This window comes from Streptomyces sp. bgisy027, from assembly GCF_057710365.1.
In genome coordinates, this window is record NZ_JBYIVZ010000027.1 from 83,959 (window position 1) to 109,953 (window position 25,995).

Here is a 25,995-nt window from a genome sequence, read left to right on the forward strand (position 1 = left end):
CGTCGGTCGAAAGGATTTGGCGGGGACCGCCGCACCCCCGTTGCCGGGGGGCGGGACGACGGCGGTCCCCGCGAAGGACGCGGGCCGGGTCAGGGCCGGGCTTGCGCGTCCTCGGCGTCCATGGAGGTCCGGGAGCCGCTCCGGAGGTCCTTGGACGTTCGGCGCCGGCTCGGGCGGGGAGCCGCTCCCGCCCTGCCGACACCCACTAATGTGCCGGACCCGTGTTAAGCGGGTGCTGCGTGAACGTGTCGCGCTCGTACCAGTTCCGCGACGGCCCGAGCGGCCCCGGTCACCGCAAGTTCGCCGCGGTCACGCCCCGTTCACCGCAGGTTCGCCGCTACTTCCCGCCCTTGGCCAGGAACGCCAGCAGGTCCTGCCTGCTGACCACACCGGTCGGCTTGCCCTCGACCAGCACGATCGCCGCGTCCGCCGCGCCCAGCACCGACATCAGGTCGCCGACCGGCTCGCCCGAGCCGACCTGCGGCAGCGGCGCCGACATGTGCTTCTCCAGCGGGTCGTCGAGGGAGGCCCGCTTGGTGAACAGGGCGTCCAGCAGCTCCCGTTCGACGACCGACCCGACGACCTCGGCCGCCATGACGTCCGGGTGACCGGCGCCCGGCTTCACGATCGGCATCTGCGAGACGCCGTACTCGCGCAGCACCTCGATGGCCTGACCGACCGTCTCGTCCGGGTGCATGTGGACGAGGGAGGGGATGGCGCCGTGCTCCTTGTCGTTGAGGACGTCGGCGACGCGCGCGCTCGGGCCCTCGTCCTCCAGGAAGCCGTAGTCGGCCATCCACTCGTCGTTGAAGATCTTGCTGAGGTAGCCGCGGCCGCTGTCCGGCAGCAGGACGACCACGACGTCGTCCGGGCCGAGCCGCTCGGCGACCTCCAGGGCGGCCACGACGGCCATGCCGCAGGAGCCGCCGACCAGCAGGCCCTCCTCCTTGGCGAGGCGCCGGGTCATCTGGAAGGAGTCCTTGTCGGACACGGCGACGATCTCGTCGGCGACGGTCCGGTCGTAGGCGGTCGGCCAGAAGTCCTCACCGACGCCCTCGACGAGATAGGGGCGCCCGGACCCGCCGGAGTACACCGAGCCCTCGGGGTCGGCGCCGACGACCTGCACCTTGCCGTCGCTGGCGTCCTTCAGATAGCGGCCGGTGCCGGAGATGGTGCCGCCGGTGCCCACGCCCGCCACGAAGTGGGTGATCTTCCCCTCCGTCTGCTCCCACAGCTCGGGGCCGGTGGAGTGGTAGTGGGAGAGCGGGTTGTTGGGGTTGGAGTACTGGTCCGGCTTCCACGCGCCGGGGGTCTCACGGACCAGCCGGTCGGAGACGTTGTAGTAGGAGTCCGGGTGCTCGGGGTCCACCGCGGTCGGGCAGACGACCACCTCGGCCCCGTAGGCCCGCAGCACGTTGATCTTGTCGGTGCTGACCTTGTCGGGACACACGAAGATGCACTTGTACCCCTTCTGCTGAGCCACGATCGCGAGGCCGACGCCGGTGTTGCCGCTGGTCGGCTCGACGATGGTGCCGCCGGGCTTGAGCGCACCGCTCTCCTCGGCGGCCTCGATCATGCGCAGGGCGATGCGGTCCTTCACGGATCCGCCCGGGTTGAAGTACTCGACCTTGGCCAGGACGGTGGCCTGGATGCCCTTGGTCACGTTGTTGAGTCTCACCAGCGGGGTGTTGCCGACGAGACTGATCATCGAGTCGTGGAAATGCACCGTTGTCTCCGGATGCTGCAAAAAGGGTGGTCGTAGTGGTTACGCCAGCCTAGGCCCTGCGGCCTGCGCGGGTCCGGTGAAGGTCGTTCACTCGCCGTTGGGATTGGACGACGGTCCGTGCGGGGCAAGCAGTTGATGTAGGGCTACGAGGAGGAGGTGGCGGCGACGCATGACGAGCATGTCCAGAGCGAGGGTGGCCCGGCGGATCGCGGCGGGCGCCGCGTACGGCGGAGGCGGCATCGGTCTGGCCGGCGCGGCGGCCGTGGGCCTGCTGCTCGCCGAGGTGCGGATGGCCCGGCGTCACGTGGGCAACGGCACGAGCAACCATGTGCCGAACGCCGACGGCCGCTACGGCCACCTCTACGCGACCCCCGCCGAACAGCCGCTGCGGCTGACGATGCTGGGTGACTCCACGGCCGCGGGCCAGGGTGTGCACCGCGCGGGCCAGACGCCGGGCGCGCTGCTGGCGTCGGGGCTGGCGGCGGTGGCGGAGCGGCCGGTGGTCCTGCGCAACGTGGCCCTGCCGGGGGCGCGCTCGGACGACCTGGACCGCCAGGTGGCCCTGATCCTGGCCGACCCGGCGCTGACGCCGGACGTCTGCGTGATCATGATCGGCGCGAACGACGTCACCAACCGGATGCCGGCCACGCGCTCGGTGCGCCACCTGTCCTCGGCCGTACGGCGGCTGCGTACGGCCGGCGCGGAGGTGGTGGTCGGCACCTGCCCCGACCTGGGCACCATCGAGCCGGTGCAGCAGCCCCTGCGCTGGCTGGCCCGGCGTGCCTCCCGGCAGCTGGCGGCGGCCCAGACGATCGGCGCCGTCGAGCAGGGCGGCCGCACGGTGTCGCTGGGCGACCTGCTGGGTCCGGAGTTCGAGGCGAACCCGCGCGAGCTCTTCGGCCCCGACAACTACCACCCCTCGGCGGAGGGCTACGCCACCGCGGCGATGGCGGTCCTGCCGACGGTCTGCGCCACGCTGGGCCTGTGGCCGGCGGAGGAGGAGCGCCCCGACGTCACCCGCCGCGAGGGCTTCCTGCCGGTGGCCCGGGCCGCGGCCGAGGCGGCCTCGGAGGCGGGCACGGAGGTCACGGCCGCCATGCAGACGGGCCCCAAGGGTCCCTGGGCCCTGCTCAAGCGCCGCCGCCGTCGCGTCCCGGAACCGGAGCGGGCGCCGGTGACACCGTCGTCGTAGGGGCACGGGCGCTGCGGGGCCGGCCGGTCCCGGAGCGCCCGGTCCGGCGAGAAAAGCAAGCGCTTATTAAATTGCGGCAAGGGTCACACCGCCATGCCCGTGACCTCGTCCATACGTACGGGTAACTTCCCTCACAGTCCTGCCCGACCCCCCGGTATGCCCACCCGTCGCCCGACCACCACCCTCAACGAGGCGCTGCGCGCCACACCTTTCGACTGGAGCCGTGATGCCCGAAGCCGTGATCGTCTCGACCGCCCGCTCCCCCATCGGCCGCGCCTTCAAGGGCTCCCTCAAGGACCTGCGCCCGGACGACCTCACCGCCACGATCATCCAGGCCGCCCTCGCCAAGGTCCCCGAGCTGGACCCGCGCGACATCGACGACCTGATGCTCGGCTGCGGTCTGCCCGGTGGCGAGCAGGGCAACAACCTCGGCCGCATCGTCGCCGTGCAGATGGGCATGGACCACCTCCCGGGCTGCACCGTCACCCGCTACTGCTCCTCGTCGCTGCAGACCTCCCGCATGGCCCTGCACGCCATCAAGGCCGGCGAGGGCGACGTCTTCATCTCGGCGGGCGTCGAGATGGTCTCCCGCTTCACCAAGGGCAACTCCGACAGCCTCCCGGACACGCACAACCCGTTCTTCGCGGAGGCCGAGGCCCGCACCGCCGCGGTCGCCGAGCAGGAGGGCACCACCTGGCACGACCCGCGCGAGGACGGCCTCGTGCCGGACGCCTACATCGCGATGGGCCAGACCGCCGAGAACCTGGCCCGCTCCAAGGGCGTCACCCGCCAGGACATGGACGAGTTCGGCGTCCGCTCGCAGAACCTCGCCGAGGAAGCCGTCAAGAACGGCTTCTGGGAGCGCGAGATCACCCCGGTGACCCTCCCCGACGGCACCGTGATCAGCAAGGACGACGGCCCCCGCGCCGGCGTCACCATGGAGGGCGTCCAGGGCCTCAAGCCGGTCTTCCGCCCCGACGGTCTGGTCACCGCCGCCAACTGCTGCCCCCTCAACGACGGCGCCGCCGCGGTCGTGATCATGTCCGACACCAAGGCCCGCGAGCTCGGCCTCACCCCGCTCGCCCGCATCGTCTCCACCGGCGTCTCCGGCCTGTCCCCCGAGATCATGGGTCTCGGCCCGGTCGAGGCGAGCAACCAGGCCCTGCGCCGCGCCGGCCTCACCATTGACGACATCGACCTGGTCGAGATCAACGAGGCGTTCGCCGCCCAGGTGATCCCCTCCTACCGCGACCTGGGCATCGACCTGGACAAGCTGAACGTCAACGGCGGCGCCATCGCCGTCGGCCACCCCTTCGGCATGACCGGCGCCCGCATCACCGGCACGCTCATCAACTCCCTCCAGTTCCACGACAAGCAGTTCGGCCTGGAGACGATGTGCGTCGGCGGCGGCCAGGGCATGGCGATGGTCATCGAGCGCCTGAGCTGACCCCGCGAGAGCGACTGTTTGCGTAGTCGCCGCACGACCCAGCGTGAGCCTTCGGCCCAGAACCCGGGAAACCCCAAGGTTCTGGGCCGTTTTGTGATCCAATCTCCCCCAGGATGTGACCTATCTCCCTTCGCGGAGGGATTTACGCAGGTCAGAACAGTTTCAGCACCAAACCCCAGACCCACATCCCTGTCCGTTTCGTGACCTTACGCACTGACAGCTGGATAGTCCGCCCTTCAAGCTGATGTAGGAAGTCGGGGGTCGACTTTGAACCGGGAGTACGTCAGTGAGCGCCATGCCGATCGCTTTGCTGCTCACCACGGCCGCCACCGGCGCCGTGGGCGTCGCCGTCCTGCGCACCCTCATGGGGCTGCGCCGACAGGTCGCGGCCCTGCACACCGAGCTGGCACAGAACAACGCCGCCACGGCCCGGGGCCTCGTCCCGCAGGCCCGTGTCTCCGCCGACGCCGACGAGATACGCGCGGCGGTGGCCGAGGCGCTCGCCGAGGAGCGCGAGCGGGAGCTGGCCGAGGCGCGCGCCTTCTGGGCCGCCCAGGAGGCCCGTGACGCCTCCGACGCGCCCACGCTGCTCGGCCTGTCCGACAGTGAGCTCTTCCTGCCCCGACAGGCCGACTTCGCGGGTCTGGAGCACCTGGAGCCGGTGACCGAGCCGACCGCCGAGCCCGACGAGTTCGCCGGGGAGTCCGCCGAACTGGCCGCGGCCCGCCGCCGTCACCCCTCCCACCCGGACTTCGTCCCGGCCCCGTCGCCCGTGGTGAACGACCATGAGCGCACGGTGGCCGCCCTTGAGGACCTGGCCGCCTCCGCCACCGAGCTGACCGACGTCCGCCCCGGCCCTCTGGGCACCCTCGACGTCTACGTCTTCGCCGACGGCACCACGCTCTGCATGACGCCGGGCCACCGCGAGACCGCGGAGCGACTGGCGACGGCCCTGCGCGCGGGCGAGACGCCGGTGCTGCTGGGCGGTTCGGGTATCTCCGGCGCGTACACGTTGACGTTCGCGTGCGGCGAGGAGAACGTCTACATCCTGGCCGACCGGGTCATAGCGTCCCTCTAGGGCTCACACCCCGGCCCGCTTCTGCGCCTCCTCCACCAGCCTCACCGCCTCCTCGACCTCCCCCTCGTCCGTCAGTACGAGGGCCAAGTCGTGGACGGCGACGGTGACTTGGTCGGCCGCCGCGAACATCCCGGCGTCGGGCATCTCCCGGGGCTCGGCCCCCGGCGCCTCCAGAATCTGCGCCCGCCGGGCGAACTCCCTGGCCAGCGCCAGCGCCTCCGCGGCGGCACTTCTCTGCAATCTGCTCTGCGGTGCCGCCCGCAGCCGGTCGGCGAAGTGATCTACGGCTCGGGTCAGACGCGTCGTATCAACCACGCCGTGAGCGTACGCGACTGTTGCCAACGGGCGAACGCTCAGGCACGGTGACCTGAAGGACCGGCTTACATCCCCTTTGCGTCCGGAGGCGCCGATGTCCCACGTCCTCTCCGAGGAGACCCACCGCAACATGCTCGCCCGCATCCCGCACTGCACCGGTCGTGAAGTCGCCGACTGGTTGCGCGCCGTCGAAGAAGGCCCGGCTCTCTTCAACTTCGAGGAGAAGGTCAGCTGGCTCCGCCACGAGCACAACCTCGCGTACGGCCACGCGAAGGCGCTCATCCATGAGTACGACCTGAGGAGGGCCGCGCGCAAACTGCTCTAGGGCCTGCTGCGGAAGCGGCGTCGTCGCCCGGAGGGCGGCCGCGCGGCGTTCGGTGCGTCCTCTCGGCGTGCCGCCCGGAAGCCCTCGTGCTGGGCGTACTCGTGCTTTCGGGCGGTGCGGCCGGAGGACGTGCCGAATGCCGCGCGGCAGGCGCCGCTTTCGCAACCGGCCCCAGGCGCGCACTGGGACGACGAAGGGCCCCGGGAGAACCCGGGGCCCTTGGTCATGTCTCGCTCACGGCGGCGCCGTGCGCGAAGGAGGGTCAGTCGCTGCTGTTGAGGATCGAGATGAGCCTCAGGAACTCCATGTAGATCCAGACCAGCGTCAGGGTGAGGCCGAAGGCCGCCATCCAGGCCTCTTCGCGCGGCGCGCCGTAGGCGATGCCGTCCTCGACCTGCTTGAAGTCCAGGGCGAGGAAGCAGGCGCCGAGCAGGATGCCGATGACACCGAACAGGATGCCGAGCGGGCCGCTGCGGAAGCCGAGGCCGTCGCCGCCACCGAAGACCGCGAACAGCAGGTTGATCGCCATCAGGGCGATGAAGCCGAGCGCGGCCGCCATCACGAAGCCGACGAAGCGCCGGTTGACGCGGATCCAGCCCGCCTTGTACGCCACCAGCACCGCGGCGAAGACCGCGAGCGTGCCGAGCACGGCCTGCATGGCCGCGCCGCTGGCGATGCGGTTGTCGACGACGCTGGAGACCACACCGAGGAACACACCCTCGAGCGCGGCGTACGACAGGATCAGCGCGGGCGACGCCTTGCGCTTGAAGGACTGGACGAGCGCCAGGACCATGCCGACCAGACCGGCACCGATCGCGATGCCGTAGGACCGGCTGATGTTGGCGTCGTCGACCGGCAGCAGCGCCCAGGCGAGCGCGGCGGTGACGATCAGGATGCCGAGCGTGGTGCCGGTACGCATGAGGACGTCGTCCATCGTCATGCGACCGGTGGTGGCCGGGGCCTGCGGCGGTGCGCCGTACGGGGCCTGCTGGGCGTACGGGTTCTGCGCGTACGGGTTGCCGGCCTGCGGCTGGGCGTAAGGGTTGCCCTGCGTGCCGACAGCGGCGCCCCCGGCCTGCGGCGCGGTGTTGAAGCCCGCGTAGCCGTTGTCGCGGCTGAACCCCCGTCGCGAGAAGACCGGGTTGCTGCTCCTCATTTCACTCCTCCATGGCCGCCGTGCGCGGCCTTGGCTCAAGAGTAATAGGTAGGCAAAGGAATGACCCTAGTGCTTGGGGAGGATCTTTCCCTCGTCGTGCTCGCCAACACGCTACGCGGCCGGGTGATTCCCGGCCACGACGGGGCTCATTCATGACCAATCTGCGACATGGCCGGAACCTGTCGGAGATCACTCCCCCGGCCCGCACCGCCGTCACCCGAACGGAAACCCGGTGTACGCCTCGGCGAGATCCGTCTCGGCGGCCCTCGACGCCGCGATCCGCTCCAGCCGCGCCAGCTGGAGGCGGTCCTCGAACGGCGTGGCGTCGGGGGCCCGGTGCAGCAGTGTCGTCATGTCGTAGGAGAACCGCTCGGCCTGCCAGACGCGACGCAGACAGGTCCCGGAGTAGGCGTCGAGGAACTCGGCCGAGCCCGTCCGCCGTTCGTGCGTCAGCGCCCGCGCGAACGTGACGACGTCACCGATGGCCAGATTCAGTCCCTTCGCGCCCGTGGGCGGCACGATGTGGGCCGCGTCACCGGCCAGGAAGAGCCGGCCGTGCCGCATGGGCTCGTGGACGTAGGAGCGCATGGGCGTCACCGACTTCTGGGTGATGGGGCCGCGCTCCAGGCGCCAGTCGTCGGCGGTCTCGAAGCGGCGCTCCAGCTCCGCCCAGATCTTCTCGTCGCTCCACGCGCCGGCGTCCGTGCCCTCGGGCACCTGGAGGTAGAGGCGGGAGACCGAGGGGGAGCGCATGGACAGCAGCGCGAAGCCGCGGTCGTGCCGGGCGTAGACCAGCTCGTCGTGGGAGGGGGCGACATCGGCCAGGATGCCGAGCCAGCCGAAGGGGTACGTCCGCTCGAAGACCCGGACCAGTTCCTCGGGGATCGCCTTGCGGGCCACACCCCAGAAGCCGTCGCAGCCGACGACGTAGTCGCATTCGAGGACGTCCTCGACGCCGCCCCGCCGGAAGCGCACGCGCGGGGCGGCGGTGTCCGCGCCCTCCACGGCCAGCGCCTCCGCCTCGAACAGCAGCGGGCCGCCCTCCTTCAACTGGAGGGCGATGAGGTCCTTGCAGACCTCGGTCTGGGCGTAGACCATCACCGACCGGCCGCCGGTGAGGGCGGGGAAGTCGACGCGGTGGCGTTTGCGGTCGTAGCGCAGCTCGATGCCGTCGTGCGGCAGGCCCTCGCGGTCCATCCGCTCCCCGGCGCCGGCCGCGCGCAGCACGTCCACCGTGCCCTGCTCCAGGATTCCGGCGCGCTGGCGGTGCTCGACGTAGGCCCGGTCGCGGCTCTCCAGGACGACCGAGTCGATGCCGGCGCCCAGGAGCAGCCGCGCGAGGAGGAGGCCGGCGGGGCCCGCCCCGATGATGCCGACGGTGGTGCGCATCGGTCGCTTCCCTTCACGCTGTTCGCATGGTGAAGTTTTATTCACCATCTTCGTGCGAGTCTCTGCCCGGACGCACCCGCTGTCAACGGTTGTGCGGGAACTCCTGAACCGGGGTCAACCCTTGAAGGAAGCGAGGGGTGTCGGAAGTGCCCAGAGCCGGACTTGAACCGGCACGCCCGCGAAGGGGCAGCGAGGTTTAAGCTCGCCGTGTCTGCATTCCACCATCTGGGCAGGCCATGGGCTCCGCATCGAGGTCCCGAGCCTATCGGGATACATCCCCCGAACAGCGGACGGGCGGACCGATGTTGTCTTATTTTATTGACGTCTGAGGGTGCATCAGCCCGCGGAACACGCCATCCGCACTTGCCAATAGCCTTCCGTGCGGCTGCCGGCGGCGCATGCGGAATGACGGAATTTCACCGCCCGAACAAGGACGCTCCACCTGTTCCCGACGCGAACAGGTGTCAGGGGTCCCCGTCATCCTCAGGTATGACGCAGCCGCCTCCGGTCCATCCGCAGTCTGCCTTCGGAACCGGAACAGGGACGGACTACACGGCGCCCGACGGCCGGGACGATGGATCACGTCCTTCGAACACACCGCCGTCCCTTCAGGAGCGTTCTTCTCGTGACCACCGCACCCATCGCCGAGAGGGCCACGACCGTGGCCGCGCGGGCCACGGATCTGTCGAAGATCTACGGACAGGGCGAGACCCAGGTGGTCGCCCTGGACCGGGTCTCCGTCGACTTCCGGCAGGCCGAGTTCACCGCGATCATGGGCCCCTCCGGCTCCGGCAAGTCCACGCTGATGCACTGCGTCGCCGGTCTGGACACCTTCTCCTCCGGTTCCGTGCGCATCGGCGACACCGAGCTCGGCACCCTGAAGGACAAGCAGCTCACCAAGTTGCGCCGGGACAAGATCGGCTTCATCTTCCAGGCCTTCAACCTGCTGCCGACGCTGACCGCGCTGGAGAACATCACCCTCCCGATGGACATCGCGGGCCGCAAGCCGGACAAGCAGTGGGTCGACTCGGTGATCCGCATGGTCGGTCTCGCCGACCGGCTGAGCCACCGCCCCGCCCAGCTCTCCGGCGGCCAGCAGCAGCGCGTCGCCGTGGCCCGCGCCCTCGCCTCCCGCCCCGAGATCATCTTCGGCGACGAGCCGACCGGAAACCTCGACTCGCGCTCCGGAGCCGAGGTGCTGGGCTTCCTTCGCAACTCCGTACGGGAGTTGGGGCAGACGGTCGTGATGGTGACCCACGACCCGGTGGCCGCGGCGTACGCGGACCGCGTGGTGTTCCTGGCCGACGGACGGATCGTCGACGAGATGTACCGGCCGACCGCGGACAACGTGCTCGACTTCATGCGCCATCTTCCTGGGGGGAACCCCCAGACCCCCGAGTTCGACGCGAAGGGCCGCACCAGCTGATGTTCCGCACCGCCCTGCGCAACGTTCTCGCGCACAAGGCCCGGCTCCTGATGACCGTGCTCGCCGTGATGCTCGGCGTCGCGTTCGTCTCCGGCACCCTTGTCTTCGCCGACACCCTCTCCAACGCCTTCCGCAACCAGTCGGCGAAGAGCTACGACGACGTCGCCGTCTCCGTCACCTCGTACGCCGGCTCGGACACCCCCGAGGGAGAGCACGGCCTCTCCGGCCAGACCCTCGACAAGATCGCCGCGGTGGACGGCGTCGCCGGCGTGTACGGCCGCGTCGAGGGCTTCGCCGGGGTCGCCGACCCCGACGGCAAGCTGATCGGCGTCGGCTGGTCCAACAAGGGCTCCAACTTCGCCCCCGGCAAGGACGGCAAGGACAGCGCCTACACCTTCACCGACGGCTCCGGCCCGGTGAAGGACGATCAGATCGCCCTGGACAAGGAGTCCGCGACCAAGGGCGAGTACCAGGTCGGCGACCGCGTGCGCGTCGCCACCAACGGCCCGGTGAAGGAGTACACCCTCAGCGGTGTCTTCACCACCGAGGACGGCGCCGTGAACGCCGGCGGCAGCCTGGTCCTCTTCGACACCGCGGTCGCCCAGAAGCAGTACCTCGAACCGGGCTACTTCGAGAGCGTCACGGTCACCGCCGCTCCCGGCGCGTCCGACGCGAAGATCCTGGACGCGGTCAAGCCGCTGCTGCCGGAGAACGCCGAGGCCCGGACCGGCAAGGCACTCGCGGACGAGCAGGCCAAGCAGATCGAGGAGGGACTGGGCAATCTCAAGCAGGTCCTGCTCGGCTTCGCCGGCATCGCGCTGTTCGTCGGGGTCTTCCTGATCTCCAACACCTTCACGATGCTGGTCGCCCAGCGCACGAAGGAGATCGCCCTGATGCGCGCCGTCGGTGCGTCGCGCAAGCAGATCACCCGCTCGGTGCTCGCCGAGGCCGCGGTGGTCGGCCTGGTCGCCTCGGTGATCGGCTTCGTCCTCGGCATCGGCCTCGCGGTCGGTCTGCGCTCCGGCATGACCGCGTTCGAGATGAAGATCCCGGACGGCCCGCTCGTCCTGTCCGCCACTCCGGTGGTCGCCGCGGTCGCGGTCGGCGTGCTGATCACGATGTTCGCCGCCTGGCTGCCCGGCCGCCGGGCCGCGAAGATCCCGCCGGTGGCTGCCATGAACAGCCTCCACGCGGTGGCCACCACCAAGTCGCTGGTGCTGCGCAACTCCATCGGCGCGGCCATCACCGCCCTCGGCGGCGCCGGGATCGTGCTGGGCGCCTCGACCGGCGGCGACGACGGCCGGATGTACATCGGGGCGGGCGCGTTCTTCGCTCTGGTCGGCGTGATCATCCTGATCCCGCTGCTGTCCCGGCCCGTGATCGCGCTCGTCCGCCCGCTGCTCGTCGGCCCCTTCGGAGTGGCCGGCAAGCTGGCCGGCCAGAACGCGGTCCGCAACCCGCGCCGTACCGGAGCCACCGCCTCCGCGCTGGCGATCGGGCTGACGCTGGTGACCGGTCTGTCGGTGCTCGGCATCACGGTCGGCACGGCCATCGACAAGATGACCACGGACAACATCAAGGCCGACTACATGGTCTCGATGGCCAACGGCGGAGACCTCGACCAGTCCGCGCTGACGGCGCTGGAGAAGGCCAAGGGCGTCTCCGCGGTCTCCCCGCAGCAGGACGCCTACCTCCAGGTCAACGACGACTACGTGTCCGCCTCCGCGGTCACCCCGGGCGACATCCAGCGGGTCCTGAACGTCGACGTCGTCAGCGGCAACGTCGACTCGCTCGCCAAGGGTCAGATCGCGGTCGCCGAGAAGACGGCGAAGAGCAAGGGCTGGAAGCCCGGCGACAGCATCCCCTTCACCTTCGCCGACGAGAAGAAGGCCACGCTGACGGTCGGCGCCGTCTACAAGGGCAGCGAGTTCCTCTCGCCCGTCCTCATCGACAAGAAGGTCGTGAACTCGCACGAGGCGAAGCCGTACATCCGGCAGATCTTCGTGAAGGTCGACGGCGGCCAGTCCTCGGCGAACGAGAAGGTCCTCATCGACGCGCTGGGCGACAACCCCGCGATCACCGTCATGGACCGGCAGGACATCCGCAACGAGTTCGGCGGCGCCATCAACACCCTGCTGAACATCATGTACGGCCTGCTGGCCATGGCCCTGATCATCGCGGTGCTGGGTGTCGTCAACACCCTCGCGATGTCGGTGTTCGAGCGGCAGCAGGAGATCGGCATGCTGCGGGCGATCGGTCTCGACCGGCGCCGGGTGAAGCGGATGGTCCGGCTGGAGGCCGTGGTCATCTCGGTGTTCGGCGCGGTGGTCGGCATCGGTCTCGGCTCGTTCCTCGGCTGGGCGATCGGCGAGACCTTCGCCGACCAGATCCCGGGCTACGCGCTGGTCCTGCCCTGGGACCGGATCGGGATCTTCCTGGTGCTGGCCGGTCTGGTGGGCGTCCTGGCCGCGATGTGGCCGGCCCGCAACGCCGCGAAGCTCAACATGCTGAACGCGATCAAGGCCGAGTAGCGCCTAGACGCACCGAAGGGCCGGGCTTCCCCACGGGGGCCCGGCCCTTCGGCGTACGTCCGGCTCAACGGCCCTCGGGTTCGCTCCACTTGCGGGCGCGCAGCGCCATCCCGGAGGCACCGGATTCGGGGGTTCGCACCGCCAGCACCTGGTTGACGCCGATGCGGTTGCGCTCGAAGGCCAGCGCGGAGGCAGCCATGTACAGCCGCCACACCCGGGCGCGCCCGAAGCCGCTGAGCTTGACCGCCCGCGCCCACTCGGCCTCCAGGTTGGCCACCCAGCGACGCAGCGTCAGGGCGTAGTGCTCGCGGATCGATTCGACGTCGCGGACCTCGAAGCCGGCCCGCTCCAGCTGGGCGACGGTGACTCCGACGGGCTGCAGCTCGCCGTCGGGGAACACATAGGCGTCGATGAACTCGTCGACCTCGTACGACGATTCGTCGCGCTGCGGGCGCCGGGCGATCTGGTGGTTGAGCAGCCGCCCGCCGGGCTTCAGCAGCCGGTTCAGCACATCGGCGTACTCCAGGTACCGCTCGGCGCCGACGTGCTCGGCCATGCCGATGGAGGAGACGGCGTCGTAGGGTCCGTCGCCGACGTCCCGGTAGTCCTGGACCCGGATCTCCACCCGGTCGGTGAGCCCCTCGTCCGCGACGCGCTTGCGGGCGAAGGCGGCCTGCTCCTGGGAGAGGGTGATGCCGACGACGCTCACGCCGTACTCGCGGGCGGCGTGCATCGCCATGGAGCCCCAGCCGCAGCCGACGTCGAGCAGCCGCAGGCCGGGCTTCAGGCCGAGCTTGCGGCAGACGAGGTCGAGCTTGTCGCGCTGGGCGGTCTCCAGGGTGCTGTCCGGGGCGGGCCAGTAGGCGCAGGAGTACACCATGGACGGGCCGAGGACGATCTCGTAGAAGTCGTTGCCGACGTCGTAGTGGTGGCTGATGGCGCGCTTGTCGGTGCGCTTGGTGTGCAGATGGCCCGGCCGGCGCACCTCCTCGGGCGGCGGGGCGGGCGGCAGCGGCACTCCGCCGAGCCGGACGAGCCCGCGGACGGCCGCGCGCACCTCGGGGTCCCGAAGCGCCTGAGCCAGGCTCCGGGCGTCCTCGCCCCGCTCCCAGACAAGCCCCGCGAGCAGATCGAGGGCGGCGTAGAGATCTCCCTCGATCTCCAGGTCCCCGGCGACCCAGGCCCGGGCGAGCCCCAGCTCACCGGGCTTGAACAACAGCCGCCGCACGGCACGGCGGTTGCGTACGACGAGGGTCGGCGCGCCCGGCGGACCCGCCTGCGAACCGTCCCAGGCGCGGATGCGCACCGGGAGCGGAACCCCCAGCAACTGTTCGAGAAGACTCTTGAGCCGCACCGCGGCGTCTGCCATGGCACACACCTCCGTGACAACGGATCCCGGAATGTCCGACACCACGTAAACACCTGAGGAGCCCGTTGGCAGTCCCCCACGCGCGTTACGGCTGGGCAAAACAGGTGCAGGAGCCACCCGGTCGGCCCGCGCGACGGCGGTGCCGGGAACGCCGAAGGACCTCCCGCACCACGGATGGCGGGAGGTCCTTCGGTCGGGTCGGCCACCTCGGGAGGTCAGCCGGAAGGCGTCAGGAGGCCTTGGCCTTCTCGCCCTTGCCGGCGCCGCTCGCGGCGGGGACCGGCGCCGGCTTGGCGGCCTCGTAGAACTCCTCGCGGGGAGTCTCCAGGGCGCCGAGGGCGACGACCTCGCGCTTGAGGAACATGCCGAGGGTCCAGTCGGCGAAGACGCGGATCTTGCGGTTGAAGGTCGGCATCGCCATGCCGTGGTAGCCACGGTGCATGTACCAGGCGAGACGGCCCTTGAGCTTGATCTTCACCTTGCCCATGACGATCATCGCCACGCCCTTGTGGAGGCCGAGACCGGCCACCGCGCCCTTGTTGGCGTGCGAGTAGTCCTTCTGCGGGAAGCCCCGCATGCCGGAGATCACGTTGTCGCCGAGGACCTTGGCCTGACGCAGCGCGTGCTGGGCGTTCGGCGGGCACCATGCGTTGGGGTTGCCGGCCTTGCGGCCGACGAGGTCCGGGACCTGGGCGTTGTCGCCGGCGGCCCAGATGTAGTCGGTGCCCGCGACCTGGAGGGTCGGCTCGCAGTCGACGTGACCGCGCGGGCCGAGGGGCAGACCGAAGCGGGAGAGCGCCGGGTTCGGCTTGACGCCGGCCGTCCACACGATGGTGTTGGAGTCGACCTCGAGGCCGTTCTTCAGCACGACGTGGCCGTCGACGCAGGAGTCCATGGAGGTCGAGAGGTAGACCTCGACGCCACGGGCCTCCAGGTGCTCCTTGCCGTACTGGCCGAGCTTGGGGCCGACCTCGGGAAGGATCTTGTCGGCGGCGTCGACGAGGACGAACCGCATGTCCTCGCGGGAGACGCTGGTGTAGTACTTGGCCGCGTCGCGGGCCATGTCCTCGACCTCACCGATGGTCTCGGCACCGGCGAAGCCGCCGCCGATGAAGACGAAGGTGAGCGCCTTGCGGCGGATCTCCTCGTCGGTGGTGGAGTCGGCCTTGTCCAGCTGCTCCAGGACGTGGTTGCGCAGGCCGATGGCCTCCTCGATGCCCTTCATGCCGATGCCCTGCTCGGCGAGGCCGGGGATCGGGAAGGTGCGGGAGACCGCGCCCATCGCGATGACCAGGTAGTCGAAGGGCAGCTCGTACGCCTCGCCGACCAGCGGGGCGATCGAGGCGACCTTGCGGTCCTGATCGATGGTGGTGACCCGGCCGGTGAGGACCTCCGCCTTGGGCAGCACGCGTCGCAGCGGGACGACGACGTGGCGCGGGGAGATGCTGCCGGCGGCGGTTTCGGGGAGGAAGGGCTGGTAGGTCATGTACGACCGGGGGTCGACGACCGTGACGGTCGCCTCTCCGTAGCGCATCTTCTTGAGGATGCGCCGAGCTGCGTACAGGCCTACGTACCCACCGCCTACTACGAGGATCCTGGGACGCTCCGTGGTGCTCATGCCATCGAGTATCCACCCGCCTCAGGGGGGTCGCTCGTGCGCCCCTTCACAAGCTCTTCCGTGCCCTGTGCTACCATCCCCGGCCCGCGTGACACAGGTCATGGTCACTTCCGGGAACCGGGGTGCGGTACGACCCGTTGTCAATGCCGCGTGAGCTGCCTCTCTGTCGCAACGGGCCTTCTGTGAGGGGCACCTGACGCACTCCGCCGAAGGGCCCCCGAAGCCTCATTACACGAGCCATCTGAACATGTTCAAGGGCCTGTTCACCCCTCGGAAGGGTCAACCGGCACCTGGACATGCTCCGACAGGGCCGAATTCCTTGTGAAGAACTTCACGAACATTCTTGAGCGGGTCGCTCCGGGAGGGTTCCGAGGGGCCCGGAAGGCCCCTCGAAAGCGCTCACACGCTAACCGCACCGCTCACTCGATGGCTACCGGCAGGTAGCAAAACGAGACACGAACCACCCCGCACCTGCAATCTGAGGCACCGTCACCCATCCAGCCACTCTCCGCGCGAAAATGATCAGAAGGGCACATAGCGTGCAGCCATGATCACTTCACGGAAGGCCCCCAAGCGGGCCGGCAAGCGAATAGTCTCGGTCGGCGTTGCCCTCGGCATCGCCATGGCGACGGGCGCCCTCACGGCAGGGTCCGCCTCGGCCTTGGCGCCCGTCCATTCCTCCAAGGCCACCCTCGCGCAGGCGAGTCACGGCCACGGCGACGATGACGACGGGTGCAGCGGCCTCATCGTCATCCTCTGCAACTGACGCCGGCCCGCTCGGGCTCGCACGACGGCCCCGGTTCCCTCCCGCGGAAGGGCACCGGGGCCGTTCGATGTGCCGGCGCGGATCAGTGGCCGTTCCGGGCGGCCTCTTCCGCGACCTTGAAGGCGATGCCGTCGAGGATGTCGTGCTCGCTGACGACGACCTCCTCGGCGCCGATCCGCTCCATGATCGCCAGCAGTACCAGCGCACCGGCCGCGATGACGTCGACCCGCCCCGGGTGCATGGAGGGCACGGCCGCGCGCTCGGCGTGGGTGGAGTGCACCAGCCAGTCGGTGATCTCGCGGACCCGGTCGAGGCCGACCCGGGAGTGGTGGATGCGCGCGGAGTCGTACTCGGGCAGGTCCTGCGCGATCGCCGACACCGTGGTGACCGAACCCGCAAGTCCCACCAGCGTCTTCGCCTCGCGCAGCGGCACCGTCTCCTCGGCGAGGTCGAGGGCCGACTCGATGTCGGCCCGTATCGCGGCGATCTGCTCGGCGGAGGGCGGGTCGCAGACCGCGCCGTCGCGCACCAGGTGCCGCTCGGTCATCCGCACGCAGCCGACGTCCACGGAGCGCGCCGCGCGCACGTGCTCCTCGCCGACGACGAACTCGGTCGAGCCGCCGCCGATGTCCACGACCAGGTAGGGCCGGTGCAGATCCGCCCGCCCGGTCAGCTCCCTGGTCGCGCCGGTGAAGGAGAACTCCGCCTCCTGGTCCCCGGTGACGACCTCGGGCTCCACGCCCAGGATGTCCATGACGCCGCGCACGAACTCGTCCCGGTTCTCGGCGTCCCGCGAGGCGGACGTGGCGACGAAGCGCAGCCGCTCGGCGCCGTGCTCCTTGATGATCGCCGCGTAGTCCCGGCAGGCGGCGAAGGTACGCTCCAGCGCCTCCGGCGCCAGCCGCCCCGTACGGTCGACGCCCTGGCCGAGACGCACGATGGTCATACGCCGGTCCAGATCGACGAGTTCGCCGGTGGCCGGATCGACGTCGGCGACAAGAAGCCGGATCGAGTTCGTACCGCAGTCGATGGCGGCGACGCGGGTCATGGGGAGCCCTTCTGACGTACGGGACATTCTTCGAGCGGTGCGGTCGGCGGGGGCGAGGTCACTCCGCGACCACGCACGGCCCCTTCATCCACCACTCCGGCAGCATCGCGATCGCCTCGTCCCCCAGCGGGTTCACCCCGGGCCCGGCCGCCAGCGAGTGCGCGACCAGCACATGCAGACACTTCACCCGGTCCGGCATGCCGCCCGCACTCGGAAATCCGGTCAGCTCCTCGATCTCGTCCCGCCGCCGGATGTAGTCCTCGTGCGCGGAGCGATACGCCGCGGCCAGCTCCGGATCACTCTCCAGCCGTGCCGACATCTCCTTCATCACGCCGTTCGCCTCCAGCGTGCCGATCGCCGAGGACGCCTTCGGGCACGTCAGGTAGTACAGCGTCGGGAAGGGTGTGCCGTCGGGCAGGCGAGGGGCCGTCTCGACCACGTCCGGCTGCCCGCACGGGCACCGGTGCGCGATCGCGCGCAGCCCGCGCGGCGGACGGCCGAGCTGCTGCTTGAAGGCCTCGACATCCGCGTCGGTGGGCTCGGTGCGCGGGGTGGGCGGCGGGGGCGTTTCCATGCCTGTCTTTCTATCGGTTCGGATCTCACTGGGCGGCGTCGGCCTTGTCGACCCCGTCCCAGATGTTCGCGTACCAGGGCCGGTCGGCCGCGCTCTGGTCGGTCCGCGACTTCCTGGCCGCGTCCGGGTCGACCACGATGAAGCCGGTCTCCCCGGGCATCACGAAGTGCAGCCGCTGCCGGATCTGCTGCTCGGCGTACGCGTCGTCCTGCCAGCGTGCCTTGATGTCACGCAGGTCCTCGACACGCTGTGCGGCCTCCTCCTTCTCCCGCTGGAGGTCGGCGATCTCGGCGCGCTGGGAGACGTACTGCCTTATGGGGTAGGCCAGTGCCACGACGAGGGAGCAGACCACCAGTGCGAGCAGCGCGGCGCGTCCGGTGAGCCGGGAGCGCCGGGCCTGCCGCTTGGTCTGGGAGCGGTAGACGCGGGCCGCCGTCTGCTCGCCGAGCAACCGGATCCTGGTCGCGGTGGAGAAACGGTCCCGGTCCTTGACGGCCATCGGCTCTCGCCTCCCCTTTCACGTGCGTACGTCCCCGCACACGGTACGGGACCGAGTACGGGGACGTACGTACGACTGGCTAAGCCTTACCCGGGTGGGGTCAGCCCTTGCTGTCCTTAATGGTTCGCGGAGCGAAACCGCGGGAAGGCGCTGCGGCCGGCGTACACCGCGGCGTCGTCGAGGATCTCCTCGATGCGCAGCAGCTGGTTGTACTTGGCGACGCGCTCGGAGCGGGCCGGGGCGCCGGTCTTGATCTGGCCGCAGTTGGTGGCGACGGCCAGGTCGGCGATGGTGACGTCCTCGGTCTCGCCGGAGCGGTGCGACATCATGCACTTGAAGCCGTTGCGCTGGGCCAGCTCGACGGCGTCGAGGGTCTCGGTGAGCGAACCGATCTGGTTCACCTTCACGAGCAGCGCGTTGGCGGCGCCGTCCTCGATGCCGCGGGCCAGACGCTCCGGGTTCGTGACGAACAGGTCGTCGCCGACGATCTGGACCTTGTCGCCCAGCTTGTCGGTGAGGGCCTTCCAGCCCGCCCAGTCGTCCTCGAACAGCGGGTCCTCGATGGAGACGAGCGGGTAGGCCGCCACGAGCTCCTCGTAGTACTCCGTCATCTCGGCGGCGGAGCGCTCCTTGCCCTCGAAGAGGTACTTGCCGTCCTTGTAGAACTCGGAGGCGGCGACGTCGAGCGCGAGGGCGATCTGCTCGCCGGGGGCGTAGCCGGCTTCCTTGACGGCCTCGAGGATGAGGTCGAGGGCCTCGCGGTTGGAGCCGAGGTTCGGGGCGAAGCCGCCCTCGTCGCCGAGGCCGGTGGACAGGCCGCGGCCCTTCAGCACCTTCTTGAGGGTGTGGTAGACCTCGGTGCCCCAGCGCAGCGCCTCGGAGAAGGACTCCGCGCCGATCGGGGCGATCATGAACTCCTGGATGTCGACGTTGGAGTCCGCGTGGGATCCGCCGTTGAGGATGTTCATCATCGGGACGGGCAGCAGGTGCGCGTTCGGGCCACCCAGGTAGCGGAACAGCGGCAGGTCGGACGCCTCGGAGGCGGCGTGGGCGACGGCGAGGGAGACGCCGAGGATGGCGTTGGCGCCGAGGGAGCCCTTGTTGTCGGTGGCGTCCAGGTCGAACATGGCCTGGTCGATCAGGCGCTGCTCGGTGGCGTCGTAGCCGACCAGCTCCGGGCCGATCTGCTCGATGACGGCGAGGACGGCCTTCTCGACACCCTTGCCCTGGTAACGGTTCGGGTCACCGTCGCGGAGCTCGATGGCCTCGAAGGCACCCGTCGAGGCGCCGGACGGAACGGCGGCACGACCCGTGCTGCCGTCGTCGAGGCCGACCTCGACCTCGACCGTGGGATTGCCTCGGGAGTCCAGGATTTCCCGGGCTACGACGACGTCGATGGACGGCACGAGCATCTCCTTCTTGGGATGTGACGCGGGTACGCGGTCCGCGGAGGGACTGCGGGACGAGCCTAACCGGCTCCGGGCATCAGACCAGCGGTCGACCGCCCCGTGGACAGAACCGAGAGTAAATTGTTTCCGAACGGAACAAAGAGGCGGTACAAAAAGACCCCGCCCCGGTGCGTACGGGGGAAGACGCACCGAGGCGGGGAGTTCGTGGGGACGGGGGCCCTCACGACGCCTTCACTATGAGGTCCACGGCTGTGAAGGCGCCGTGGTTCAGCTGTCGGCCACGCATCGCCGTGGCCGCGCCCTCTTACTTCAGGTGCAGCTGCTGACCGGGGTAGATCAGGTCGGCGTCCTCGACGATGTCCTTGTTCAGCTCGAAGAGCTTCTCCCAGCCGCCCTTGACGTCGTGCTCGGCCGCGATCGTGCTGAGGGTGTCACCCTTGGCGACCTTGTACTCGCCGTCGCCCTTCTCGACCTTCTTGCCGGCCGGGGTGGTGACGGTCTTGGTGCTCTTCTCGGCGGCCGGGCGGTCGGCGGAGCGGGAGGCCGACTGCTGCTCGGAGGAGCGCGTGGTGGACTCGGTGCTCTGCGAGGAGCCGCCGGCGGAGGAGCCGGTGTACGCGGCGCTGGACAGGCCGGTGCCGCAGTGCGGCCAGGCACCCTTGCCCTGGCCCGCGAGGACCTTCTCGGCTATCTCGATCTGCTGGGACTTGGTGGCCTGGTCGGCGGTGGAGGCATAGGCGGTACCGCCGTACGCGGCCCAGGTGGAGGCGGAGAACTGCAGACCGCCGTAGTAGCCGTTGCCGGTGTTGATCGACCAGTTGCCGCCGGACTCGCACTGGGCGACGGCGTCCCACTCGGAGGCGGTGGCGGCCGAGGCGTTGCCGGCGGCCATCAGCGGGGCGGCGACGGCGGCGGCACCGGTGACGCCGACGACGGCGATGGCGCGAGCGGCCTTGGACGGACGACGGTGCTTGCCCTTGCTGGAAAACAGCATGGTTGGATCCCCTCACCGACGCCTACGAGGTGAGCTGTCGGGTTCGGGCCGGTTGAGTTGCCCGGCCGCGCACGCTCGCCTCTCGGCTCCCGCTGCGCGACTTCACCCCGAGCCGGTTCCGGCGGTGCGGCCCCGAAGGACCTCAACCGCCGGACCCGGCGCAAACCTTGGGTCCCCCGCTCCTGCCTACGGCGCATGACGCGACGACTGTTCCCGTACGGCCGCCGGCAGGATTCGGCGTGACGGCCGCAGGGGCCCGCACTGGTGGCGAGCGGTCACGACCGTAGACACGCGATTCGCGGAATTTCAAAGACGATCAGGGCTTCTGAGATCTATCTCTCACTGCTTTCAAAACGGACATTCAACGCGAAACATGACGTGAACTGCCGCTGTTTTTCGCCCTGTTCGACCGCTATTCGACGGGGACGTCCAGCGTCTGACCGGGAGCGATGCGGTCGGCGTCGGCGCCGATGGCCTTCTCGTTCGCCCGGTACAGCGCACGCCATCCACCCTCAAGGTCAAGGGAGTCGGCGATGGAGGCGAGCGTGTCGCCCTCGCGGACCTTGTAGGAGGCGTGGCGTCCGGCGGACTTGGTGGTCGCCTCGGCGGTGCCGCTCTCGTGGGCGCTGGGGCCGCGATGCCGGCCGGTGCCGTTCGTCGCCCGCTCGACCGCATCGTCGGCATCGTTGACCGAACCGGTGTCGACGAGGCTCCAGGAACCGGCATCCTGCGACCAGTTGTCCTGATTGTCCGCTTCGGACTCCTCGACGGGCGAGCCCTCCGGCGACTGCGAGGCCGTCGCCTCGGGTGACGTGTCAGACTTCGAGGACTTGTCGGACCCACCGGATGAAGACGGCGAAGAAGAGGACTTCCCGGGCGATTCGGACGAAGCGTCCGGAGTGCCGCTCGCCGACTGCGAGGGGTCGCCGGACGGCGTCGACGCGTCGGAGGAATCACCCGAGTCGGACTCACCGGATGAGTCAGATGAATCTGATGCATCAGATGAATTCGACGAGCTGGACGAGTTGGATGAATCGAGCAAACCGGAGGATCCGGACACCTCGGAGGGTGAGCCGTCCTCCACCCCGGTGTCGAGTTCGACCGATCCGGACTTCTTGGTGAGCCCGTTGAGCACCGCGCACGTACCCCACGGCTTGGTCCCCTGGTCCGCCAGGATCTCCTGCGCCACGGCGATCTGCTGCGAGCGGCTGGCCAGGTCGGGGCTGGTGGCGTAGTCGAGGCCGCCGTACTGCTCCCAGTCGTCCTGGGTCAACTGGAGTCCGCCGTACTGCCCGTTGCCGTCGTCGGCGCTCCACGAGCCGCCGCTCTCGCACTCGGCCACCTTGTCCCAGACGGTGCCGTCGGCAGCGCTCGCGCCACTGGCGCCGAGGAGCGGGATGGCGATCGCGGACCCGGTGACTCCGGCCGCGACGAGGAGAGCCGGAGCCTGACGGGGGCGACGGTGACGACCGTTCCCGGAGAGCATGCGGGGACCTTTCGCGAGGCAGCACTGAACACGGCGCTCAAAACCTGGACGCCCTGTTGATCCGTGAACGTATAGGCAGACGATCACTTGTCACAAGTTAATGCCGCGCAGATCACGTGAAGATCACAGACATGAGCACGCGTCATGTTTGCCGAGGTGGACGTACTCACCCAACGGGGGTGAACTCCACCGGAAGCGTACGCAGTCCGCGCATGATGAGACCGCCCCGCCACCTCAACTCCCCCGGATCCACGGCGAGTCGGAGATCCGGGAGGCGGGTGAGGAGCGTGGCGAGCGCGGTCTGGCCCTCCAGACGGGCCAGCGGGGCGCCGAGGCAGTAGTGGATGCCGTGGCCGTAGCCGAGGTGCTGGTTGTCGCGGCGGCCGAGGTCCAGGACGTCGGGGTCGGCGAACCGCTCCGGGTCCCGGTCGGCGGCGGCCAGAACGACCAGGACGGGGTCGCCGGCCGCGATGTCCTGCCCGCCGATGGTGAGCGGCTCGGTGGCGAAGCGCCAGGTGGCGAGCTCGACCGGGCCGTCGTAGCGCAGGAGTTCCTCGACGCCGGTTTCCAGCAGGGCGGTGTTGTTGGCGGCCAGTGAGGTCTGCAGGCGGGCGCGCTGCTCGGGGTGGGTGAGCAGGGCGAACGTGCCGTTGCCGATGAGGTTGACAGTCGTCTCGAAGCCGGCGAACAGCAGGATGAAGGCCATGGCCGCGGCCTCGTTCTCGGTGAGGTGCTCACCGTGGTCGGAGGCGCGGATGAGACCGGAGATGAGGTCCTCGCCGGAGTCGGGGGTGGCCGGAAGTGCCTCCCGCTTGCGGTGGATCAGGTCGGCCAGATAGCCGCGCATCTTCTTCACGGACCGCGCGACCCCGCCCCTCGGGCCGCCCTGGTGCCGGATCATCATGCCCGCCCAGTCCCGGAAGTCGTCCTGGTCCTCGCGCGGAACGCCCAGCAGGTCGCAGATCGCGTAGATGGGGAGCGGGAAGGCGAACTCGTGGATGAGGTCGGCGCTCCCCTCCGCCGCGAACCGGTCGATGAGCTGATCGGTGAGCTCCTGCACCCGTGGCGCGAACTCGGCGACCCTGCGGGGTGTGAACGCCTTGGAGACGAGCCGGCGGAGCCTGGTGTGGTCCGGCGGATCGATGTTGAGCAGATGCGTCATCAGGTCGGCCTTGCGCTCCCCCGGGATGCCGGTCTTGCCCTTGGCATGCGCGGGTTCGACGTGGTGGGCCGGGTTCTTGGAGAGCCGGTTGTCGGCGAGCGTCTGCTTGGCGTCGGCGTACCGGGTGACCAGCCAGGCCTCCACCCCGCTGGGGAGCCGTGTCCGGTGCACGGGCGCGTGTTCCCGGAGCCAGGCGTAGGCGGGGTAGGGGTCCGTCGCGAACTCCCAGGTGAAGAGTTCGGGGGCCTCGGTGAGGGGGGTCGGGGGGTGGGGCTGGTTGGTCACTCCTTGACGGTATCCGGAGGGGGAGAGAGGCGCGGAGACGGTATCCGCAAGGGGGGAGAGGCGCCGAGACGGTATCCGCAAGGGGGGAGAGGCGCGCAGACCGTATCCGGAAGGGGGAGAAGCGCACAGACGGTACCCGCAAGGGGGGAGAAGCTCGCAGACGGTACCCGCGCTCGCAGACGCTACCCGCAAGAGGAGAGAGGCGCGCAGACCGTATCCGGAGAGGGCGGGGTGCGGCGGGACCGCCGGGGTTAGGAGGACACCCCTTCCGCCGCCCGTACCGCGTCCCGGTACGCGCGGGCCGCGACCCGCAGGGCCGCCTCCGGGTCCACCCCGGCCGCCTCCGCGCGGACCGCCATCCCGAGCAGCTCGTAGCCGATGCCGTCGCCGGTCGGCAGCGGTACGTCCAGGCCCGCCGTGCGGACTCTGGACGCCAGCTTCGCCGCGAGGGCGAGACCCGGCTGGCCGAGGGGGATGCCCTCCGTCACCGACTCCCGGCGCTTCTCCTCCGCCTTCGTGCGCAGCCAGTGCTCCTTGACCTCCTCCGGGGTCGTCGCCGTCTCGTCGCCGAAGACATGGGGGTGGCGGTGGATGAGCTTGGTGACGATGCCACCGGCCACGTCGTCGATGGAGAAGGGGGACTCGGGGTCCTCCTCGGCGATCCGGGAGTGGAAGACGACCTGGAGGAGGACGTCGCCGAGTTCCTCGCGGAGTTCGTCGCGGTCGCCTTCCTCGATCGCCTCGACGAGTTCGTAGGCCTCCTCGATGCCGTACTTCGCCAGGCCCTTGTGGGTCTGCTGGGAGGACCACGGGCACTCGACGCGGATGCGGTCCATGACCTGGACGAGGTCGAGGAGACGGGCGCCGGGGAGGTCGTAGGAGGCGGGGAGCAGTTCCAGTTCCGGCATCGCTACGCGGCCCGAGCCGGCCAGGCGGGCGAGGCCGTCGGTGAGCGCGGGCTCGCCCTCGCCGGTCGCCACGACCACGACGGTGTGGCCGCCGGCGCACGCGTCGATCAGTTCCTGGGCGGTCGGGGCGGCCTCGTCGACCGGTATCCCGGCCTCGCGCAGATACGGCAGCTGCGGATGGGCGCCGTCCGCGCACAGCACGCGGTCGGCGGAGCGCAGCGCCTGCCACGCGGGCCAGGACAGCAGGCCGGGGGCGACGCGGTGGCTGGTGGTGAGCAGGACGATGCGGCCGGGAGCCGCGGCTTCGGGACTGGTTGCGTTCACGATCCGAACGTAACCCAAGGGACCCACAAGTCCCCGAGTTATCCACAGGCCGGGCGGCGGCTCCGGAGTTGTCCACAGTGGGGTGGAGCCGGGACGCCCCGCCCTGCGGAGGGCGAGGCCGGGATGCTCCGCCCTGCGGAGAGCCGGGCCGGGATGCCCGGCCGGTCCGGTGGCCGCCGCGGCCGCCGTCACACCGCGGGCTGAGCCCCGCCGCCGTCACACCGCAGGCTGAGCCCCGCCGCCGTCACACCGCGGACTGAGCCCCGCTGCCGTCACACCGCGGGCAGAGCCCCCGCCGCCGTCACCTCGCGGACCCACGGTGTCTTCGCGTCCGCGCGGCTGCTCTTCTGGACGTCCCAGGTGCCGTAGCGCGGGTTCACGTCGATGTCGAGCTGCTTGGAGGCCGTGGCCAGGGCGTTCCAGAAGGCCGGCTTGCCGGTGTCGGTACCGAGCACGGTGGCGAGCTTCTGGGCCTCCAGCTGGAGGCGGAGGTTCTCGTCGAGGCGCTGCGGCGGGATGCCGTACTGCTGGAGCCAGGCGGTCTCCAGCGCCTTGGCACCGCCCGCCTGGCCCTCCAGGTCGGCGCGCATCTGCTGGATCTCCTTGCGGGTGACGCTCACGTCGGCGTCCTCGGCGGCCTTGTGCAGCACCTCGTCGAGGACCATGTTGTGCAGCACGTCGCGCGGGAGAGTGCCCGACTTGGCGATGACCTGCGCGTAGGCGGCCTCGTCCGGTACGGCGTCACGCTGCGCGGTGCGGACCTCACTCACCCTGTTCTCCAACTGCGACACGGTGATCCGCTGGCCGCCGACCACGGCCGCCGCACCGGGGTGCGCGTCGTTGCCGCAGGCGGTGAGCAGGGGTGCCGCGACGATCGCGGCGGAGAGGAGAAGCGCGGTGCGACGGCGGCGGTGCAAGGAGACCTCCCGAGGAGAGCTTGTGCGGCGGTGCACAAAGTCTTGCGGTGA

The 25,995-nt window shown here is 70.0% G+C and carries 22 protein-coding genes, 1 tRNA gene and 1 riboswitch; of the genes, 7 read left to right on the forward strand and 16 right to left on the reverse strand.

Translation table 11 applies throughout. The annotated features are described in order from the left end of the window. Window positions 1–337: 337 nt before the first annotated feature. Window positions 338–1,726 carry a cystathionine beta-synthase gene (locus AC3ETA_RS26655; protein ID WP_432195436.1) on the reverse strand — a complete coding sequence of 463 codons (1,389 nt, stop codon included), beginning with the start codon at window positions 1,724–1,726 and terminating at the stop codon, window positions 338–340. Window positions 1,727–1,895: 169 nt separating this feature from the next. On the opposite strand from AC3ETA_RS26655, the gene AC3ETA_RS26660 reads away from it, so the two are divergent. The 3 genes from AC3ETA_RS26660 to AC3ETA_RS26670 all read left to right on the forward strand — a co-directional run bounded on the left by AC3ETA_RS26660 (window position 1,896) and on the right by AC3ETA_RS26670 (window position 5,443). Next, on the forward strand, window positions 1,896–2,918 hold the full coding sequence (locus AC3ETA_RS26660) for an SGNH/GDSL hydrolase family protein (RefSeq protein ID WP_432195437.1): 1,023 nt from the start codon (window positions 1,896–1,898) through the stop codon (window positions 2,916–2,918). Window positions 2,919–3,144: 226 nt separating this feature from the next. Next, window positions 3,145–4,365: an acetyl-CoA C-acetyltransferase gene (locus AC3ETA_RS26665; RefSeq protein ID WP_432195438.1), complete on the forward strand. Its 1,221-nt coding sequence runs from the start codon at window positions 3,145–3,147 to the stop codon at window positions 4,363–4,365. A 295-nt stretch (window positions 4,366–4,660) separates the two neighbouring features. Further along, a complete protein-coding gene (locus tag AC3ETA_RS26670) occupies window positions 4,661–5,443 on the forward strand; it encodes a hypothetical protein (protein WP_432195439.1) in 783 nt (260 codons plus the stop codon). 3 nt (window positions 5,444–5,446) lie between these two features. On the opposite strand, the gene AC3ETA_RS26675 is transcribed toward AC3ETA_RS26670, so the two are convergent. Then, entirely contained in the window at window positions 5,447–5,758 is a 312-nt protein-coding gene (locus tag AC3ETA_RS26675) for a hypothetical protein (protein ID WP_432195440.1), read from the reverse strand. A 94-nt stretch (window positions 5,759–5,852) separates the two neighbouring features. Between AC3ETA_RS26675 and AC3ETA_RS26680 the strand changes: the two genes are divergently transcribed. Next, window positions 5,853–6,083: a DUF4287 domain-containing protein gene (locus tag AC3ETA_RS26680; protein ID WP_030950471.1), complete on the forward strand. Its 231-nt coding sequence runs from the start codon at window positions 5,853–5,855 to the stop codon at window positions 6,081–6,083. 262 nt (window positions 6,084–6,345) lie between these two features. Here the strand turns inward: AC3ETA_RS26680 and AC3ETA_RS26685 are convergent, their stop codons facing one another. From AC3ETA_RS26685 to AC3ETA_RS26695, 3 genes are all read right to left on the reverse strand, one after another. Next, window positions 6,346–7,239 carry a Bax inhibitor-1/YccA family protein gene (locus AC3ETA_RS26685; RefSeq protein WP_432195441.1) on the reverse strand — a complete coding sequence of 298 codons (894 nt, stop codon included), beginning with the start codon at window positions 7,237–7,239 and terminating at the stop codon, window positions 6,346–6,348. Window positions 7,240–7,452: 213 nt separating this feature from the next. Next, window positions 7,453–8,628: a 4-hydroxybenzoate 3-monooxygenase gene (locus AC3ETA_RS26690; RefSeq protein WP_432195442.1), complete on the reverse strand. Its 1,176-nt coding sequence runs from the start codon at window positions 8,626–8,628 to the stop codon at window positions 7,453–7,455. A gap of 147 nt (window positions 8,629–8,775) precedes the next feature. Further along, window positions 8,776–8,859: transfer RNA gene (locus AC3ETA_RS26695), tRNA-Leu, on the reverse strand. Window positions 8,860–9,253: 394 nt separating this feature from the next. Between AC3ETA_RS26695 and AC3ETA_RS26700 the strand changes: the two genes are divergently transcribed. Together AC3ETA_RS26700 and AC3ETA_RS26705 are read left to right on the forward strand one after the other, a co-directional pair. Next, the gene (locus AC3ETA_RS26700) at window positions 9,254–10,054 is read left to right on the forward strand and encodes an ABC transporter ATP-binding protein (RefSeq protein ID WP_432195443.1); all 801 of its coding nucleotides are present in this window, start codon (window positions 9,254–9,256) and stop codon (window positions 10,052–10,054) included. After that, window positions 10,054–12,585 carry an ABC transporter permease gene (locus tag AC3ETA_RS26705; RefSeq protein ID WP_432195444.1) on the forward strand — a complete coding sequence of 844 codons (2,532 nt, stop codon included), beginning with the start codon at window positions 10,054–10,056 and terminating at the stop codon, window positions 12,583–12,585. Before AC3ETA_RS26700 ends, AC3ETA_RS26705 begins: the two co-directional genes overlap by 1 nt. Window positions 12,586–12,649: 64 nt before the next feature. Here the strand turns inward: AC3ETA_RS26705 and AC3ETA_RS26710 are convergent, their stop codons facing one another. Further along, window positions 12,650–13,954 carry a class I SAM-dependent methyltransferase gene (locus AC3ETA_RS26710; protein WP_432195445.1) on the reverse strand — a complete coding sequence of 435 codons (1,305 nt, stop codon included), beginning with the start codon at window positions 13,952–13,954 and terminating at the stop codon, window positions 12,650–12,652. 229 nt (window positions 13,955–14,183) lie between these two features. Next, window positions 14,184–15,572, reverse strand: coding sequence for an NAD(P)/FAD-dependent oxidoreductase (locus tag AC3ETA_RS26715; RefSeq protein ID WP_432195446.1), 1,389 nt, complete (start codon window positions 15,570–15,572; stop codon window positions 14,184–14,186). Between the two features lie 547 nt (window positions 15,573–16,119). Here AC3ETA_RS26715 and AC3ETA_RS26720 point away from each other — a divergent pair. Continuing rightward, window positions 16,120–16,338 (forward strand): hypothetical protein, encoded by a 219-nt coding sequence (locus AC3ETA_RS26720; protein WP_432195447.1) that lies wholly within the window; start codon window positions 16,120–16,122, stop codon window positions 16,336–16,338. A gap of 82 nt (window positions 16,339–16,420) precedes the next feature. On the opposite strand, the gene AC3ETA_RS26725 is transcribed toward AC3ETA_RS26720, so the two are convergent. From AC3ETA_RS26725 to AC3ETA_RS26765, 9 genes are all read right to left on the reverse strand, one after another. After that, window positions 16,421–17,386, reverse strand: a complete 966-nt coding sequence (locus AC3ETA_RS26725) for a Ppx/GppA phosphatase family protein (protein WP_432195448.1) — start codon at window positions 17,384–17,386, stop codon at window positions 16,421–16,423. Window positions 17,387–17,444: 58 nt separating this feature from the next. Then, window positions 17,445–17,960, reverse strand: coding sequence for a DUF501 domain-containing protein (locus AC3ETA_RS26730; RefSeq protein WP_093746284.1), 516 nt, complete (start codon window positions 17,958–17,960; stop codon window positions 17,445–17,447). A gap of 25 nt (window positions 17,961–17,985) precedes the next feature. Further along, window positions 17,986–18,459, reverse strand: coding sequence for an FtsB family cell division protein (locus AC3ETA_RS26735; protein ID WP_432195449.1), 474 nt, complete (start codon window positions 18,457–18,459; stop codon window positions 17,986–17,988). Window positions 18,460–18,575: 116 nt separating this feature from the next. Continuing rightward, entirely contained in the window at window positions 18,576–19,865 is a 1,290-nt protein-coding gene (gene eno / locus AC3ETA_RS26740) for a phosphopyruvate hydratase (protein ID WP_432195450.1), read from the reverse strand. A 307-nt stretch (window positions 19,866–20,172) separates the two neighbouring features. Then, window positions 20,173–20,862 (reverse strand): transglycosylase family protein, encoded by a 690-nt coding sequence (locus AC3ETA_RS26745; RefSeq protein WP_432195451.1) that lies wholly within the window; start codon window positions 20,860–20,862, stop codon window positions 20,173–20,175. A gap of 4 nt (window positions 20,863–20,866) precedes the next feature. Next, a riboswitch (cyclic di-AMP (ydaO/yuaA leader) is annotated at window positions 20,867–21,066 on the reverse strand. A gap of 208 nt (window positions 21,067–21,274) precedes the next feature. Next, complete coding sequence (locus AC3ETA_RS26750; protein ID WP_432195452.1) at window positions 21,275–22,348, reverse strand: transglycosylase family protein; 1,074 nt, start codon at window positions 22,346–22,348, stop codon at window positions 21,275–21,277. Window positions 22,349–22,514: 166 nt separating this feature from the next. After that, window positions 22,515–23,795: a cytochrome P450 family protein gene (locus AC3ETA_RS26755; protein WP_432195453.1), complete on the reverse strand. Its 1,281-nt coding sequence runs from the start codon at window positions 23,793–23,795 to the stop codon at window positions 22,515–22,517. 251 nt (window positions 23,796–24,046) lie between these two features. Further along, entirely contained in the window at window positions 24,047–25,027 is a 981-nt protein-coding gene (locus tag AC3ETA_RS26760) for a nucleoside triphosphate pyrophosphohydrolase (RefSeq protein ID WP_432195454.1), read from the reverse strand. Between the two features lie 272 nt (window positions 25,028–25,299). Further along, complete coding sequence (locus AC3ETA_RS26765) at window positions 25,300–25,944, reverse strand: SurA N-terminal domain-containing protein (protein WP_432195455.1); 645 nt, start codon at window positions 25,942–25,944, stop codon at window positions 25,300–25,302. Window positions 25,945–25,995: the final 51 nt, after the last annotated feature.